A 15,270-nucleotide genomic window follows, 5' to 3' on the forward strand; every position below is an offset into this window, starting at 1 on the left:
ACAAACGCGAAGTTATCTGGTTGATGCCATTTTATCAGTCGGCCATGATCTCCTGAGAGCCCCATAGGAGATTAAGAAGTTCGCAAGCCAACCAGCTGGTACAGCAAGCCAGACAAAGGCAATGCCGAAACGCGGTGCACAGATCAGGGCAACGGACAGACGAATCGCAAGGTTCACCATGTTTGCAACGAGGAACGGACGCATAATTCCGAGACCGCGAAGGACTCCATCGGTTGCCATCTTGATACCCATGAAGATGAAAAAGTAACCAAGCCATCTCATATAATCACCAGACACCTGATAGGCCAACGCCGTTCCGTCTTTTCCCAAGAACAGCGAGGAAATCTGCGTGTGCAGCGCTTCAATGACCACAAACGCAATGGCTGCAAAGCACAGATCCAGCACCAGTGCAGCGTGGTACCCTTTTTTGATGCGTTGAGGCTTGCCTGCGCCAAGGTTTTGGGAAACAAACGGCGAAACCGCATTGCCGATGGAGACAAAAATCAAAGAGAACACATTCTCTACTCGCATCGTCGCCGAATAGCCTGCCAGCGCCTGTGTGCCGAATGGATTTACAACTGCCTGCACAATCAGCATACCGATGGACACCGTAGACTGCTGAAGAATCGACGGCACGGCAATTTGCAGCATGGATTGCAGCTCCCGCCAGTCAAATCGTTGAAATGGGCTCTCGTATCGCCGCATCCGATGAAGAAAAATCAGAAGGGAAAATACGGCGGAAATGCCTTGGGCAATCAAGGTTGCAAGAGCGGCACCGAACACGCCCAGACCAAGCCCAGCAACCATCCAAAGGTCCATAAGAATATTCAGGACAGAAGAAAAAATCAGGAGTGCCAAGGGAATTCTTGATTCACCGATGGAGGTGAACATGTTGGAGAGAATGTTATACATAAACAAGAACGGAAAGCCCGCAAAATAGACCCGCAGATACAGCACCGCCTCATCCAGAATGTCGGGAGGGGTTTGCAAGCCCCGCATCATCGGGAGGGAAAAGCATAAGCCAAAAACGCCAAGGACAATGCTCAGAATCAAAAAGCTAATCAAGGAGGTTGACACGATTGTTTTCATTTTGCCATATTCTTTGGCACCGAAATAGCGGCTCACCAGCACACCGGCACCTACGCCGGCTCCCAGTGCCACACAAATGAACACATTGGTCAATGCTGCACAGGCACCGACAGCTGCAAGTGCAGAAGAACCAACAAACTGGCCGACAATAATGGAGTCGGCCATATTGTATATTTGCTGAAAAAAACTCCCAAGAATCATCGGCATTGCAAAAACCGTCAACGCTTTGAGGGGCGCATCGGTTATCAAATACTCATCTTTCGACATTCTCATATTCCTCCATGGTATCTTGTATCGTGGTATCCGCTTCATTTTCCTTCACAATCTCCGAGTTGTTGAACTGAGCCGAGTATACCACACTCTCCCCACAAATACTACCACACAAAAAACTCCCATGCTCACATCGGAAGATGCTGTGCATGGGAGTTTTTGCTGCGCCGTTACGGCGTATTGTTACTTATTGAAGGTCTCCTCGTTCAGCAGGCCCTCGCTCTTGGCAACGCAGATGCTGGCAACTGCATCACCCACCACGTTCAGGGAGGTGACCAGCATCTCGATGGGGCGGTTGATAGCCAGGATCAGGGAGTAGGCCAGCAGAGCGCCGTCGTTGACGAAGCCCATGCCGGACAAGATGGTAAACAGGATGACAGCCCCAGCGCCGGGAGCGGCGGGGGTGCCCACAGATGCCAGCAGGGCCAGCAGGGCGACCACGACCAGCTGGCCGGGGGTGACGGTATAACCGGCACAGCCTGCAATGAACACGGTGGCAATGACCTGCATGATGGCGGTGCCGTCCATGTTGATGGTCATGCCCAGCGGCAGGACGAAGGAAGCGATGCTCTCATCCACGCCGAACTCTTCCTCGCACACCTTGATGTTCAGGGGCAGGGTGGCGGCGCTGGAGGAGGTGGAGAAGCCAAACACTGCCACGTTGGCGATCTTGCGGATGAAGGTGAAAGGGTCCAGCTTGGCACCCAGTGCAATGACCAGCGGGTAGGCAATGATCAGAAAGGCCAGCAGCAGGACCACCGTGACCACCACATAGACCAGCGCGGGCTTCAGGTAATCGATGCCGTAGATGGCGAAGGTACGGGTCAGCAGCACAAAGACTGCAAAGGGGGCAAAGTTGCTGACGATGAAGTTCAGGAACACGACCACCACATCGTTGACCTCGCCCAGCAGGCGGCGCAGGGTCGCGGTGCGGCTCTCGCCCAGGGTGTTCATGCTCAGGCCGATGGCCACTGCCAGGAACACGCTGGAAAGCACAGCGCCATTGCTGCCAAAGGCAGTGATGATGTTGGAGGGGATGATGTTCAGCACCACGTTCAGGGGGTTGGAACCGGTGGAACCGCTGGCCTCTGCCAGACCCTCGATGCGGGTGTTGAACAGGCCCATGGAGTAGGTGCCGTAGCCCACACAGCCTGCCAGCAGCAGCGCCAGGAAGGAGCACAGCAGGAACCAGAACAGGGTCTTTGCGGAAATGCGGCCCATGGTGCGGGTGTCTGCAATGCTGCCGATGGCCAGCGAAATGGAGGTAAAGACCATGGGGATGATCACCAGCTGCAGCGCCTTGATGAAGAGCTGGCCGATGATGTAGAAGATGCCAAAGGCACGCTCAGCGCCCTCGGCGGTGATATCCTGGAACAGCAGGTTATTGATGGTGGTCCAGGTCTGTGCCTGACCGCTGGCGTTCAGATGCTCCCGCAGGAACATAAAGGCCAGACCGGCCACCAGGCCGCAGACCAGAGAGATCGCCATGCGTTTTGCAAGGGATAATTCGTGCTTCTTTTTTGTTTCCATATACTTTTCCTCTCACAGTACCGGTTTTTGGCTCACACTTTGCCTACTCTAGCACAACTCCCCCTGCAATGCAAGAGAAAATCGCGCAAAATACAGCATTTTTTGCAAATAAGTACGACTTTTCTCCGCAAAAATCCCCCGAAAGCACTCTGCCTCCGGGGGATCTGCTCACTTATTTCTTGAACTTGAACACCGGCGTGCCAGCGGCAGCATCGCCGTTTGCAACAACACTGATCTCCGGCAGGTCATCACTATTGGTCACGATGAGGGCCGTTGCAGTGGGGTGGCCTGCGGCGCGGATGGCTTCCAGATCCACCTTCAGCAGCGGAGTGCCGGCCTTGACCTTGGCCCCTTCTTTGGTCAGGGAGGTAAAGCCCTGTCCTTTCATCTCCACCGTGTCCATGCCGACATGGATCAGCAGCTCAATGCCGTCATCGCTCATCATACCAACGGCGTGCAGGCTTTCGGGCACCTGCGTAACGGTGCCGTCAAAGGGAGCATAAACGGTGTCGCCGGTGGGCTCCACGCCGCAGCCGGGGCCCAGGATCGCGGAGGCAAAGGTCTCGTCAGGCAGCTGCTCCAGCGGGATCACCTTGCCGTCAATGGGAAGCATGACCGTCATCTTCTGGCCGGAAAATTTCGTCTCGGATGCGGCCTTGCCGCCAAAAAGCTTGTCAAAAAAGCCCATAATATAAACCATCCTTCCACGGTGCACAAAGTGCAACCTTTATCCAGTTAAGAATAGCATATCCGCGCGGGAAATACAATCTGCATCCTGCACAAAGAGACGCTCCGCCGTTTGGCAGGTGTGCCCTTACATCAGCTCCAGCAGCTGCTCCACCTCTTCCATCCGGGTGGCCCAGCTGGTGGCAATGCGGACAACGGTGTGGGTATCATCGTACTTCTCCCAGAAGCCGAACTTGGCCCTGCCTTCCAGCGCGGCCAGCTGCTCGTTGGACAACACGATGAACACCTGATTCGTGGGCGAATCCATGAAGAACGAATAGCCCTTTTCGGCCAGTCCCTTCTTGAGCACGGCGGCGGTCTCAATGGCATTTTTGCTGATGGTCTGGTACAGGTCATCGGTGAACAGCACATCGAACTGGATGCCCAGCAGACGGCCCTTTGCCAGCAGAGCGCCCTGCTGCTTGACCATGGTCATAAAGTGAGCCGGTGCGCCGTGGGGGAATACGACTGCCTCGCCGCAGAGCGCACCCACTTTGGTGCCGCCGATGTAGAACACATCGGTCAGGCGGGCCACATCGGCCAGCGTCACATCGGTGTCCTCGGCGGCCAGACCATAGCCCAGACGGGCACCGTCCATAAACAGCGGCATGTGGTACTTATGGCAGACAGCGGACAGCGCTTCCAGCTCTGCCTTGGTGTACAGGGTGCCGTACTCCGACGGGTGGGAGATGTACACCATGCCCGGGAACACGAGGTGGTCCACATTGCCATCGGCATAGAAGGTCCTGCACCAGTCCTCAACCGTCCCGGCATCCAGCTTGCCGTTGGTGTGCGGCAGGCCGATGACCTTGTGGCCCGTGAACTCGATGGCACCGGCCTCGTGAGCGGCCACATGGCCGGTGGATGCGGCCAGCACACCCTCCCAGCGGCGCAGCATCGATGCAATGACGATGGCGTTGCTCTGGGTGCCGCCCGAAATGAACCAGACATCGGCATCCGGTGCGCCGCACGCCGCGCGGATCTTCTCCCGCGCACTGGCGCAATAGGGATCGGTGCCGTAGCCGGAGACCTTTTCAAAGTTGGTCTCCACCAGCTTCTGTAAGATCGCCGGATGGGCACCCTCGCAGTAATCGTTTTCAAAATACAGCATATACTTTCCCTCGCTCTGCATTTGCATTCAAGATAAACCTATTATCTGCTTTTTGCGCAGGGTTGTCAATGTGAAACCCCCGCGTAGGCGGGGAAAAGGTTGGTGCAATATCCTTATTGGTAAACGTCAAGGGATCACCCCCGCGTAGGCGGGGAAAAGCCTTCACAAAGAGCTTTGAGGAGCACGGATTTGGGATCACCCCCGCGTAGGCGGGGAAAAGATGTGCGCAATCATGGCAAAGGACGAAAAAACGGGATCACCCCCGCGTAGGCGGGGAAAAGGCGTGTCACCTCATTTCTGACCGGATTTGTGTGGGATCACCCCCGCGTAGGCGGGGAAAAGTCAAGTATCTCATTCACAAACCAAGGAACAAAAGGATCACCCCCGCGTAGGCGGGGAAAAGCAAAATACAGAGCAGAATCTAACCAAAGTTAGAGGATCACCCCCGCGTAGGCGGGGAAAAGGCATAAAGCCGTGTTATCATCGGGTCGGAATGGGGATCACCCCCGCGTAGGCGGGGAAAAGAACTCCGGGTCAAAACTTGCTTTGCGCACGATGGGATCACCCCCGCGTAGGCGGGGAAAAGTGGTGAGGGTTTTCCACTTCTCCCATGTACAGGGGATCACCCCCGCGTAGGCGGGGAAAAGATAGCGTCATGCACTGTTTGCAGGGTGTCCATGGGATCACCCCCGCGTAGGCGGGGAAAAGTGCGTGCCGGTGAGCTGGGCCACCGGCCCAGCAGGATCACCCCCGCGTAGGCGGGGAAAAGCGCAGATTATACGGCGGAACGTAGGAAAGCCCGGGATCACCCCCGCGTAGGCGGGGAAAAGGGCCGAGACTGGGGAGCAAGCCTGTCCTGACTAGGATCACCCCCGCGTAGGCGGGGAAAAGTTGGTAAAGGCAAGTGCGGAGTTAAACTCGCAGGGATCACCCCCGCGTAGGCGGGGAAAAGACCTACGCCACACGGGCCCAGATGGGTCATGTAGGATCACCCCCGCGTAGGCGGGGAAAAGTCTCCACTTGCTGCTGTGCGTCAACAAGCGCTAGGATCACCCCCGCGTAGGCGGGGAAAAGAAAGAGATTGCCCCCTTGGTAGGTGATATGTAGGGATCACCCCCGCGTAGGCGGGGAAAAGATCACGTCCTTTCGTTTATTTATCTGTTTCCATGGATCACCCCCGCGTAGGCGGGGAAAAGACTAAAAAGATCCCATAGAAGCGGCATTTTTATCAGCGGGCCGATCCCGTTTCATTCAGTTTTGCATAGACCTGCTGGATCAGGCGGCAGTCGGGCAGGGCGCGATGGGTCTCCTGCTGGGCAACCTCAAAATGCCGGGCCAGCGTGAGCAGCTTATAGTTCATCACCCCCGACACCTTACGGCGGGCAAGGGGCAAAACATCGATGCTGCGGTTGGTAAGCAGGGGTCTGTCATTCTGGATGCAGGCCGCACGCAAGAAATCGAGGTCAAATTTCAGGTGATAGCCCACCAGCGTGTCTTTGCCCACGAATGCGAGAAACGCCTCCAGCGCGGCCAGCGGCTCCATACCGCCGCTCCGCTCCTCCGGCGTGATGCCGGTGAGCTTTACCACCACATCCGGCAGAGGTTCTGTGCCCCGGACAAGGGCCGAAAATTCTTCGGCAGGCTGACCATCCCGCACACGGAGAGCGCCGTATTCCACAATGGCATCTGAGGCGGCGTTCAGACCGGTGGTTTCAAGGTCGATCACGGTGTAGCTTTCTTCCTTGGCAGGGGCGGTTGCTTTCTTCCGGGCCATCTTCTGAGCCATCTGGCGTTTGGCCGCGTTGCTGAATCCCGGTTTGAGGTCAGCCGCCGGGGCCTGCGTCCGGGGCAGCGGGCGGCGCATCAGCTTGATGCCCTCGAAATCAACGGCCTCCCAGCTGGTGTTGTGGGTGCGGAAATCCATTCGCTGTTCGTTGTTGGTGTTGAACACCAGCGTTGCCTGCCCATTTTTCAGATTTTCGCAGACGCGATCCCAGATGGCATCCCGCACACGGCTGCTCACATTGCCCACATACACGCCGGTGTTGATCTCGCACAGCCACTTGGACAGGTCACCCCGCAGGCTGGGCGGACAGTTTGTCATAGTCAGGACAACGATGGCTCCTCACCTTCTTCCGCATCGAAGTAGTTTACGCCGTTGGCAACGGTGCCGATCTTGCTGTCCCAGAGATAGACCGCTTCCGGTTCCGCCGCCTGCTCCTCTTCGTTCAGGAGCAGCCAGCGGACATCGTGCACCATCCGCTCCAGAATATGATGTTCCACCATGGCATCCCGCACACGGCGGCGCATAACGGAGGGCAGATCCTGCGGAGCCTGCGCCGCCACCTCGAAGGCCAGCGGGATGACCACCTCGGCCTTGTACAGATCGGCGATATCGTACACAAAAGAACCCTCGTGCTTGACGTGGACAAATCCCAGTCCCGGCGCGCAGCCCAGCGCAGTGATGACCGCAAAGGCCAGGCCGTACAGGCAGGCCGTGCCCGCCGAAAGGGCCTGATTGACAAGGTCGCCTGCAGAAAAATCATTGGGGTCATACACCCGGCCATTCCATTTGACACCGGTGGCCTTTGCGGCCTTGCGGTATGCCGTGCGCACCCGGCTGCCCTCCCGGCCCCGGAGCTGCTGGGTGGTCAGGTGGGAAACATCCTCATCCGGGAAACGGAGCTGGTACATTTTGCGCACCACTTCCAGATGCTCCCGCTGGTTGGAAAAGCGCTCAGCCTGCCGTTCCAGCAGGCGGGAGTGCTCACTCAGGGCACGGCCATGGGCGTAGAACCGCACGCCGTGCTCCCCCACCCAGACCGCTGCCACACCGGTATCCCCCATCAGCTCCATGGCACGGTGGGTCACACGGGTGCCGGGCCCCAGCAGCAGGACAGAAATGCCCGCTGCCGGAACCTGAACGATTCCCTTTTCATCCGTTACGGTAATGGCTCCATTGTCCCGGCCAAGGGTGCAGTGTTCCAGATACAGGAAGGTCATCCGGTCCCGGAGCTGCGGCAGCGCCTGCCGTTCGGGCCGCGCAATGCCCGACATCTCAGCCATGGTCTCCTCCCCTGTGGATGATGGTCATCAGGCCAAGGCCATAGGCCTTGCCCCGGCCAACGCCCTCGCACAGCAGGGCCTTGAAGGCCTCCGGGTCCGTCACCTGCAGAACACCCTCGTAGGTCACAGCCAGCAGGGTAACGGGCCGGGTGCCGTTTTTCTTGAAGTGATAGGTCTGCTTCCGGGTCACTGCGAAGGACCCCTCCGAGACGGCAAAGCCGTGCTTTGCGGCCTGCGCCCACAGCCATTCCTCCTGCTCCACCTCGAGATAGCAGGGTTTCAGGGTTCCCCGGGCCGTATGGTCGGCAGAGTCTTTTTTGCTGCGGGTGGGGTTGGCAGTCAGGCGGAACTGCCAGCAGCTGCCTGCTGTCACCCGTTCCAGCAGCGGGTCATAGGGCCGGGTCTCCGGGGGCGCACCGGTGCCGAACTGCGCACACAGGGCGGTCAGGTCCGGCCGTTCCTCACTGAGCAGGAGCAGGTACAGTTTTTCTCCCAGCTGATCCAGCCGCCACAGCCTGCGGCGGCGCGCACCGGCAAAAGCGTTTTCCACCGCACCATGGAATTTCTGGGGCGAGATCAGCGCCACCATGGTCTCACGGCGGGTCGGGTCAAGTTCTGCGCGGGATAGATACATGATTCCTCACCTCAATTCTGCCATTGCGTCATGTTCGGTCGCGCCGGGCATTTCCGGCGGGTTTGTGTTCCACTCCCGCACCGGGCGGAAGCCGTACTGCCGGTGGATGGGGCTGAACGACACCGCCAGATCACGCCGGGGCACGGCAGCAGCATCCGCCGGGTCCGCGTCTGCCACGATGCGCAAGGGGGCTCCATTCCTCTGTTTCACCAGCAGCGGTTCTGCCCGCAGGGTATCCAGCAGTTCCCCGGCCCGGATGCCAAGGCAGAGCGGCAGGGTGGGCGGGCAGGAACGCCGCCCCAGATACAGCGGGTAGACCGGATGTTTCAGGGCCGTTTCCAGCTCCTGTAACAGGGCGGTGTCCTTGCTTTCCAGCCCCACCAGAAAGACCGCATCCTGCAGGTAATGGCGGTAGGTCACATAGGGAGCCTTGCCTTTTTTCCGATCCTCTTCCCGGTTGGCTGTGTGGAAATCCACCAGCAGGCTGCCCTCCCGGTCAGCACGGACGGCAAAGTGCAGGCCGTTCAGCCGGGCAAGGCCTGCGGCATCGTCCCGGCGCAGGCCCAAAGCCGCTGCCAACAGGCCAATGACACCACTTTTGGTGGGTTCCCGGTTCGTTTTGCGGGTCTCAAATTTGGAATCCGCACCCCACGATTGCAGGGGCGCGGCCAGCCGAAGCAACAGCGTTGCCATGGTCACACCTCATTTCCGGGCAGCTTCTCCTTTACGGCACGTTCCAGCGCGGTGAGCATCTGGTTCAGGGGCATGGCCGGGGCCAGCTCGTCCAGCCCGATGCCCACAGCAAAGCTCTGGGCCGGAGCATCCGCATAGCAGGCATACACCTGCTGCGCATACTGCTTCAGTGCCGTCTTAGAGGGTTCCGCATAGCCCTCGGGGCTCTTGCGCACCGGCTTTTCAAAGGCACCGCAGAGGTTCACAGGCTGATCCTCCCGCAGGGTGACATAGACAGCATCCGGCAGGGTACGGTTGGCAAAGCTGTTCTGCTTTCCGGTGGGCATGGAGCGGATGAAGGCTTCGCCGAACACCCGGACAGCCTGGGCTGCCTTTTCAGCCCCAAGCAGGTGCGTCAGTTCCACCATGTTGACGGTGGCATAGCGATACAGGGTGGAAGAGTTGTACTCCACCGTGCCCAGATGGCCCGCGCCTGCCGAATCCTCCGGGGCACAGTCATCCACAGCGGTGAAGTAATCAAACTCGTTCTGTACGGCATGGGAGGAGATGCTGTGGGCCACCTGAGCAGCGGCATCGTAATTCAGGGAAGGATCGCTGGCGACCATCCGGCCAAACAGAGCCATGTCCACCGAAGGGTTCTCCTTCAGGGCCTTTTTGTAGTCATCCTTCTCCTCGCAGTCCTCGGCGGCCAGCCGGGCCAGCGCCCGGGCCTGGGCCGTGCTCAAAAAGAGCAGGGCGGCGTTGTTGTCATCTTTCAGCTTGATGCCTGCATTTTCCAGTGCCTTTTTTGCATCCTTTTTCAGTCTGGCATCGTCCAGTTCAGGAGCCAGTGCGGCCAGTTCCCCGGCCACAAGGTCAGTTGCTTTCAGGGTACGTTTTCCGGTCTCGACCATGTCGGCCATTTCTTCGGCAAACATTTTGCGGATCGCGTGCTTCCACGCCTGAGAGGATACCCGGGCGCGGGTGGCACCGCCATAGACAGCCGTCTTGGGGCTGCCGGTATCGTCGCGGTTCACACAGCTGGGCGGCACCGTTTGCAGCACATGAAAATCAACATACAGACGCTTGGTATCCATTTCAATTCTCCTTTTCTTCGGTTTCAGGTGTGTCGGCATTCATCTGGTAGAGGTCCCGGCCCCACTGCAGGCGGACATTGGCTGCCTGATCCGGGAGCTGGAACCGGTACAGCTCCACAGCCAGCCGGGGGTAATCCAGTTTCAGCTTCGGTTCATTTCCCCGGAACAGCTGCACCATCCCCCGGAGGTAGTGGGACACCTCGGGCATGGAATCCGCTGTGGCCAGTGCGTTGAACCGGCGCAGGACGCTGCTCTCGGTCCAGTCCTGCGCGGCAGCTGCGGAATTCTGGGCCAGCAGGCGCACCGCCCTGCCCAGCGTGCAGCCCATTTCATTCATGGAAACATTCTCTTCTCCCTGCTGATGCAGGGCGTAGAGAGTCAGGGCAAGGTAGACCGCCCACTCGGCTTCCGATGGTTCCCGGCACTCTCCTGCCGCCGTTTCCCTGCCCCAGAGCTCTTTGGGCAGTTCCTGCAGGAAGCTGCCCCACAGCGCCGGCAGGTCGCCGGGCTGATGCCCAACGCCCCGGCGCAGCTCTGCCAGCCGGGCACGCCGCTGAGGTTTGGGCAGGCTCCACAGCCTGCTCAGCTGTCCGGCCACATAATCATGGATCGCATCCGTTTTCATGCTGTTCCTCCTTCTTTCTTCGGGTAGAGCTTCCGCAGATTGTACAGGAAGCTATTGTAGGCCTTGGGGGCCGTATACAGAACGGTTTTCTTTTCGTCCTTTTTACCGCCTGTTTTCACCTCGACCCTATGGCCCACAAAGGCGGCATTCCCGGCCCGCTCTACCATCTGGCGGCCCAGCTCTGCGGCCAGTTTGCGGGCTTTCTCCTGCCATTCATCGGCTTTTTCGTCCAGCTTGTCCGTTTCGGGGTCAATGCTCTGCAGCCAAAGCCGGAACGGCTGGTCGATGGTAAAGTAGAACTGGGTGCGGGCGGATTCCGCGGTCGTATCGTTCTTATCTCCCGCCGCAAGGGAGAGCTCCCACGCAAGGCGGCCGACATATTGCGCGGCCCGCTCGCAGCGCCCGATCTCATCCCGGATGGGCACTGTCCAGCGCCGTCCCAGTTCTCCCAGCAACGCGGCCTGAAAGGTCAGGCTGTCGCTGAAGGAATCGTTCACAAAGAAATCCTTATCTCCGTACTTCATGCCGCTGATGGCAAAGCGGATCAGCCGCTTGCGTTCCAGCGGACAGTCCGGGTCATTTTGAAGTATTTCCACCCAGCGGACAACGCCGGGCCTGCGGACACTCTCCCCTTCCTCACAAAACACTGCCGGAAACTCCCGCCAGAACTGCTTTGCCGGGTCGTGACGGCTGGGCACAAAGGTGACCTGCCCGGTCTTTTTGCTCTTTTTGGCATCCGGGTCACGCCAGACGGTCATTTGTTCTGCAAATGCGTTCTCCCGGGGGAAGAAATCGCCGCCCAGCAGGGTAAAGCCGGTCACGGTCTCCCCTTCCCGGTTGAGCAGAAGCCGCCGGGATTGCAGGGTCAGCAGCTGGGCGGGGTTATCCGGCAGAGCAATCTCTGTGCGCTCTGCACTGCGGGGCTCGTCCAGCTCCCAGCAGGGCTGATTTTCCCCCCACAGCTTCACGCCATCCTGCAGCAGGGTCAGGTTCAGCATCAGGGTCTCAAAGAGATTGTTGCCCTGTGCCTGAATGTACCCCAGCTTGCCAAGCCAGCCAGCGCCCACCGAGGGCAGACCCTTGCCCTTGGGCTTTGCAGAGGTGTCATCGTAGCCATTCACACTCAGCAGCCACCGCGCTGCCTGTGCATAAGTCAGGCCCTCCTTGCCCTCACCCGCATAGGATGAGAACAGCCGCAGCTTGTTGCTGCTCTCAGAAAGTTCCCCGTTCAGCTTGGAAGCGGTGTATTCTGTGCCGATCTTCGCTTCCGGCACCTGCCAGAAGGGGCGTTCCGGGTGGAAAAGCCAGAAGCGGTCCCGCCACTGCTCCAGATAGGCCCGGATGGGCGCTTCCGGAAAATGCCCCAGCCGGTACAGCTCCTCCCAGCGGATCAGGGCATCGTCCGTTTCCTCAAAGGGGGCTGGAGTACCGTTTCCATCCACCCGGGAAAACACCGTGTGCAGAACCGCCAGCAGCAGCCGCAGCATGGCGGCATCTTGGGTGGGCAGTTCTCCGGCCAGGTCACGGTATTCGTGGGCGTGCAGCAGGGCATCCGGCAGAGAAACTTCCTGCACGGTGTAATCCTGCCCGCGCACCCGCACCCAGCGTTCCTCCAGCAAATTATACTCAATTTGCTTCATTCTCTTCCTCCTTCCGGTAGGTCAGACCGTTTTCACGGTCGTATTGCAGCACCTGCCCGGCAAGCTGTGCGGTCAGGTGGTCATCCAGCAGTAAGATCAGTTCTCCCCGCAGCAGCGGCGACTGCTGCCACATGCCAAATCGTTCTCGGGTTTCTGCATCTAATATTTCAATCGTCTTATCTATCGACCACTTTTTGCTGAAATATCCGGGCAGGCGCAGCTTCTGCCGTGCAATTTGAAGCGCCATCTCCGGCTGAGGCGGCTCGTCCGTGGGCACGCAGGCACCGGGATGCCCCGTTTCATCGGGCAGGAAGCGGACATTGCCCGACGTGTCCCGCATCAGCACCAGCACGTCAACGGAAGGGTCTCCGTCACGCACCGCCGCACGGGCACCGTTGTCACTGACCGCACCCACATCATCCATCCAATTGTCCAGCGTATTCCGGGAAGGGCGCTTTCTGTGCTCTTCTGGCGGCAGAATGGTAAAAGTCTTCGCCTTGCCCATTTTGATTTGCTGGGCCTTTTCGTACTCCGCCCGGGCCGCAGTGCTCTGCGGGCTGGCGGGCAGAGGGTCGGGCTCCCAGCCATAGACATCCTGCACCAGCGGGGCAATGTCATCGGGCAGGGTGATGGCGGCAGGCAGGAACTTGCGGGTGCGCCAGAGCAGCCATTCCCCGTAAACCGCCTTGCTGCCCTCGTCGAAGTCCTCCGTCCCAGTGTCCAGCACGGCACAGCGGGCCTGTGCCACCGGCTGGGGACGGGTGCGGTTCTCGTGGCGGTGCAGCCGTCCGATGCGCTGTAAGAGCAGATCTATGGGGCAGAGCTCTGTGACCAGAAGATCCAGGTCGATATCAAGGGATTGCTCGAGTACCTGCGTGCCCACCACAATGAGCTTATCCCGCTGTTTCGGGGTGGAGTGCTTTCCGATGCGCTTCATCAGCGCCTCTTCTTTGGCGGCACGGTCGGGCATAAGGAACTGAGCGTGGAATACCACCACCTCAAACTCCGGCAGTTCTGCCCGCAGACGGGCCGCAATGGCCTGCGCCTTTTTCACGGTATTGACGATCACGCCCGCACAGCCGCCCTCCTGCAAGGCACTGCGCAGAGTGTCGGTCAGCTGTTCCTCGGTCAGCGGGAATGTCTCCACTCTGCGTGGTTTGGTTTCCAGTGGGATGGTCATCTGCTTCACCTGTTTGCCGTCCGTCCAGGTCAGCAGCGGGTAGCCCCGGCAGGTCTGCCATAAGCCGTCCGGAGCGGTTCTTCCATTCAGGTAGGCCCTGACCAGCTCGACCCGGCGCTTGGCGGGCAGGGTAGCGGAAAGCAGGATCACCGGCACTTTGTACCGGCCCAGCCAGGTCAGCGCCCGGTCAAGATAGCAGTTCATGTAAGCGTCATAGGCGTGGCACTCGTCAATGACCACCACCTTGCCTGCAAGGCCAAGGTGGCGCAGCATCACATGTTTTTGCTGTAACGCCGCCATCAGCAGCTGATCCACCGTGCCGATGACAAAATCAGCCAACAGTCCCTGCTTATTGCCGCGAAACCACTGATGCACCATCACCCGGCTCTCCGGGTCAGCATCGGGGTCTGCTTCCAGATCTTCCTCCACCCGCACCGTGTCCTGCTGCAATCGGAGGTAGGCCTCGTTCAGTTCGGCCATGCCGTGGGCCAGCTTGATGGAGTGCTCCAACCCATCCGGCTGCTTTTCGGCCCATGCCAGCAGCCGCCCAAAGATGCCGTTGGCGGTGGCCTGGGTGGGCAGACCAAAGAAGATGCCGCCCTCACCACCGTGTTTGGCTAAAATCTCTGCCGCGCCCAGCGCGGCTTCCGTCTTGCCCACGCCCATCTGTGCTTCCAGAATAAAGATACCCGGTTCCTGCGTGCGGCTGACAGCTTCCAGCATGGCCCGCTGGACTTCGTTGGGCGGGAAGCCGAACCGTTCCGCAAACGCCCCCGGTTCCGTCACATCCGACTGCACCTCCCACGGAGAGGTCAGGTCCAGCGCTTCCCACGCCCGATCGACACGGGCAGGATACAGGGTATCGCTGCCCACCTCTTCCACAGGGATGAGCGGAAAGTACCGGGTGTTGCTGGCGATCCAGTCCGCCATGATGAGCAGGCCGGTCAGCAGGATCTCAGCCGGGATGGTCAGCTGCGGCAGCTCGTCCACGCTGGAAAAGCCGCTTTCCTGCAAGGCGTAGTCAAACAGTTCCCGCCAGCAGCTCTCCCAGAATTTCTGCTCGCCCTCGGGCCAGTAGTTAGATTCCCAGCAACCTTCTTCTTCCTCATCGCCCAGCTGGTCAAATACGTCCTTCCCGGTTTGTGGCTTGCCATGGTGCGCGCCTGCTACCGATGCAAGCCCGTTGGGGCATTTCAGCCACCGCAAGATGGCCTCACTCGCCAGCGCGTGACATGAATACTTGCGGTTCTGTTCCCGGTAACTGAGCGTTGTGTATTTTTCCAGGCACTGTCTGGGCTCCGGCAAAAGTTCCATAATAGGCCCGGCAAAGCAACAGCTCAATTTACCAATATCATGCACCCACCCCAAAAAGCAGGCGGTCTGTGTCAGCAGATCCTCGTCCAATCCGATGTGCTGACGGACGCTATCCGGCAGCCACCTCTGCACCAGATATACCATAATACCCGCCGTATCCCGCAGGTGCATCCAGAGCGGCAGCCAGAAGCCGCTGTTCATCGGGTCTGTTTTGCCTGCAAACAGCCGCACTTCGTAGGGAACACCTCGTTGTTTCATCCTGTTCCACCTCCACTGCAGTCAGGAAAATCGCATTTTCCGCATCATCGGGGTTTCT

Annotated in this window: 12 protein-coding genes and 1 CRISPR repeat array; all 12 genes read right to left on the minus strand. The window is 59.2% G+C overall.

Annotated features, from left to right (window positions below; translation table 11 throughout):
* Positions 1-12: 12 nt before the first annotated feature.
* Positions 13-1,356 carry an MATE family efflux transporter gene (locus tag P0G09_RS08465; RefSeq protein ID WP_275252435.1) on the minus strand — a complete coding sequence of 448 codons (1,344 nt, stop codon included), beginning with the start codon at positions 1,354-1,356 and terminating at the stop codon, positions 13-15.
* Positions 1,357-1,542: 186 nt separating this feature from the next.
* Positions 1,543-2,889, minus strand: coding sequence for a dicarboxylate/amino acid:cation symporter (locus P0G09_RS08470; protein ID WP_156062040.1), 1,347 nt, complete (start codon positions 2,887-2,889; stop codon positions 1,543-1,545).
* Positions 2,890-3,061: 172 nt separating this feature from the next.
* The gene (locus tag P0G09_RS08475; protein WP_035393390.1) at positions 3,062-3,577 is read right to left on the minus strand and encodes a PTS glucose transporter subunit IIA; all 516 of its coding nucleotides are present in this window, start codon (positions 3,575-3,577) and stop codon (positions 3,062-3,064) included.
* A 126-nt stretch (positions 3,578-3,703) separates the two neighbouring features.
* Positions 3,704-4,726 (minus strand): aminotransferase class I/II-fold pyridoxal phosphate-dependent enzyme, encoded by a 1,023-nt coding sequence (locus tag P0G09_RS08480; protein ID WP_275252436.1) that lies wholly within the window; start codon positions 4,724-4,726, stop codon positions 3,704-3,706.
* Positions 4,727-4,796: 70 nt separating this feature from the next.
* Positions 4,797-5,922: direct repeats of the CRISPR family, unit length 28 nt; unit sequence GGATCACCCCCGCGTAGGCGGGGAAAAG.
* A 32-nt stretch (positions 5,923-5,954) separates the two neighbouring features.
* Positions 5,955-6,830, minus strand: coding sequence for a type I-E CRISPR-associated endoribonuclease Cas2e (cas2e, locus tag P0G09_RS08485; RefSeq protein ID WP_275252437.1), 876 nt, complete (start codon positions 6,828-6,830; stop codon positions 5,955-5,957).
* A 2-nt stretch (positions 6,831-6,832) separates the two neighbouring features.
* Positions 6,833-7,792, minus strand: coding sequence for a type I-E CRISPR-associated endonuclease Cas1e (gene cas1e / locus P0G09_RS08490; protein WP_275252438.1), 960 nt, complete (start codon positions 7,790-7,792; stop codon positions 6,833-6,835).
* Positions 7,785-8,426: a type I-E CRISPR-associated protein Cas6/Cse3/CasE gene (cas6e, locus tag P0G09_RS08495; protein ID WP_117476464.1), complete on the minus strand. Its 642-nt coding sequence runs from the start codon at positions 8,424-8,426 to the stop codon at positions 7,785-7,787. The genes cas1e and cas6e overlap by 8 nt, the downstream gene beginning before the upstream one ends.
* A 6-nt stretch (positions 8,427-8,432) precedes the next feature.
* Complete coding sequence (gene cas5e, locus P0G09_RS08500; protein ID WP_275252439.1) at positions 8,433-9,119, minus strand: type I-E CRISPR-associated protein Cas5/CasD; 687 nt, start codon at positions 9,117-9,119, stop codon at positions 8,433-8,435.
* Positions 9,120-9,121: 2 nt separating this feature from the next.
* The gene (gene cas7e / locus P0G09_RS08505; protein ID WP_275252441.1) at positions 9,122-10,195 is read right to left on the minus strand and encodes a type I-E CRISPR-associated protein Cas7/Cse4/CasC; all 1,074 of its coding nucleotides are present in this window, start codon (positions 10,193-10,195) and stop codon (positions 9,122-9,124) included.
* 1 nt (position 10,196) lies between these two features.
* Positions 10,197-10,820 carry a type I-E CRISPR-associated protein Cse2/CasB gene (casB, locus tag P0G09_RS08510; protein ID WP_275252442.1) on the minus strand — a complete coding sequence of 208 codons (624 nt, stop codon included), beginning with the start codon at positions 10,818-10,820 and terminating at the stop codon, positions 10,197-10,199.
* Positions 10,817-12,460 carry a type I-E CRISPR-associated protein Cse1/CasA gene (gene casA / locus P0G09_RS08515; RefSeq protein ID WP_275252443.1) on the minus strand — a complete coding sequence of 548 codons (1,644 nt, stop codon included), beginning with the start codon at positions 12,458-12,460 and terminating at the stop codon, positions 10,817-10,819. The genes casB and casA overlap by 4 nt, the downstream gene beginning before the upstream one ends.
* Positions 12,447-15,212, minus strand: coding sequence for a CRISPR-associated helicase Cas3' (gene cas3 / locus P0G09_RS08520; RefSeq protein WP_275252444.1), 2,766 nt, complete (start codon positions 15,210-15,212; stop codon positions 12,447-12,449). The genes casA and cas3 overlap by 14 nt, the downstream gene beginning before the upstream one ends.
* Between the last annotated feature and the right edge of the window lie 58 nt (positions 15,213-15,270).

This window comes from Faecalibacterium sp. DFI.5.82 (genome assembly GCF_029076575.1).
GTDB lineage: Bacteria > Bacillota > Clostridia > Oscillospirales > Ruminococcaceae > Faecalibacterium > Faecalibacterium duncaniae.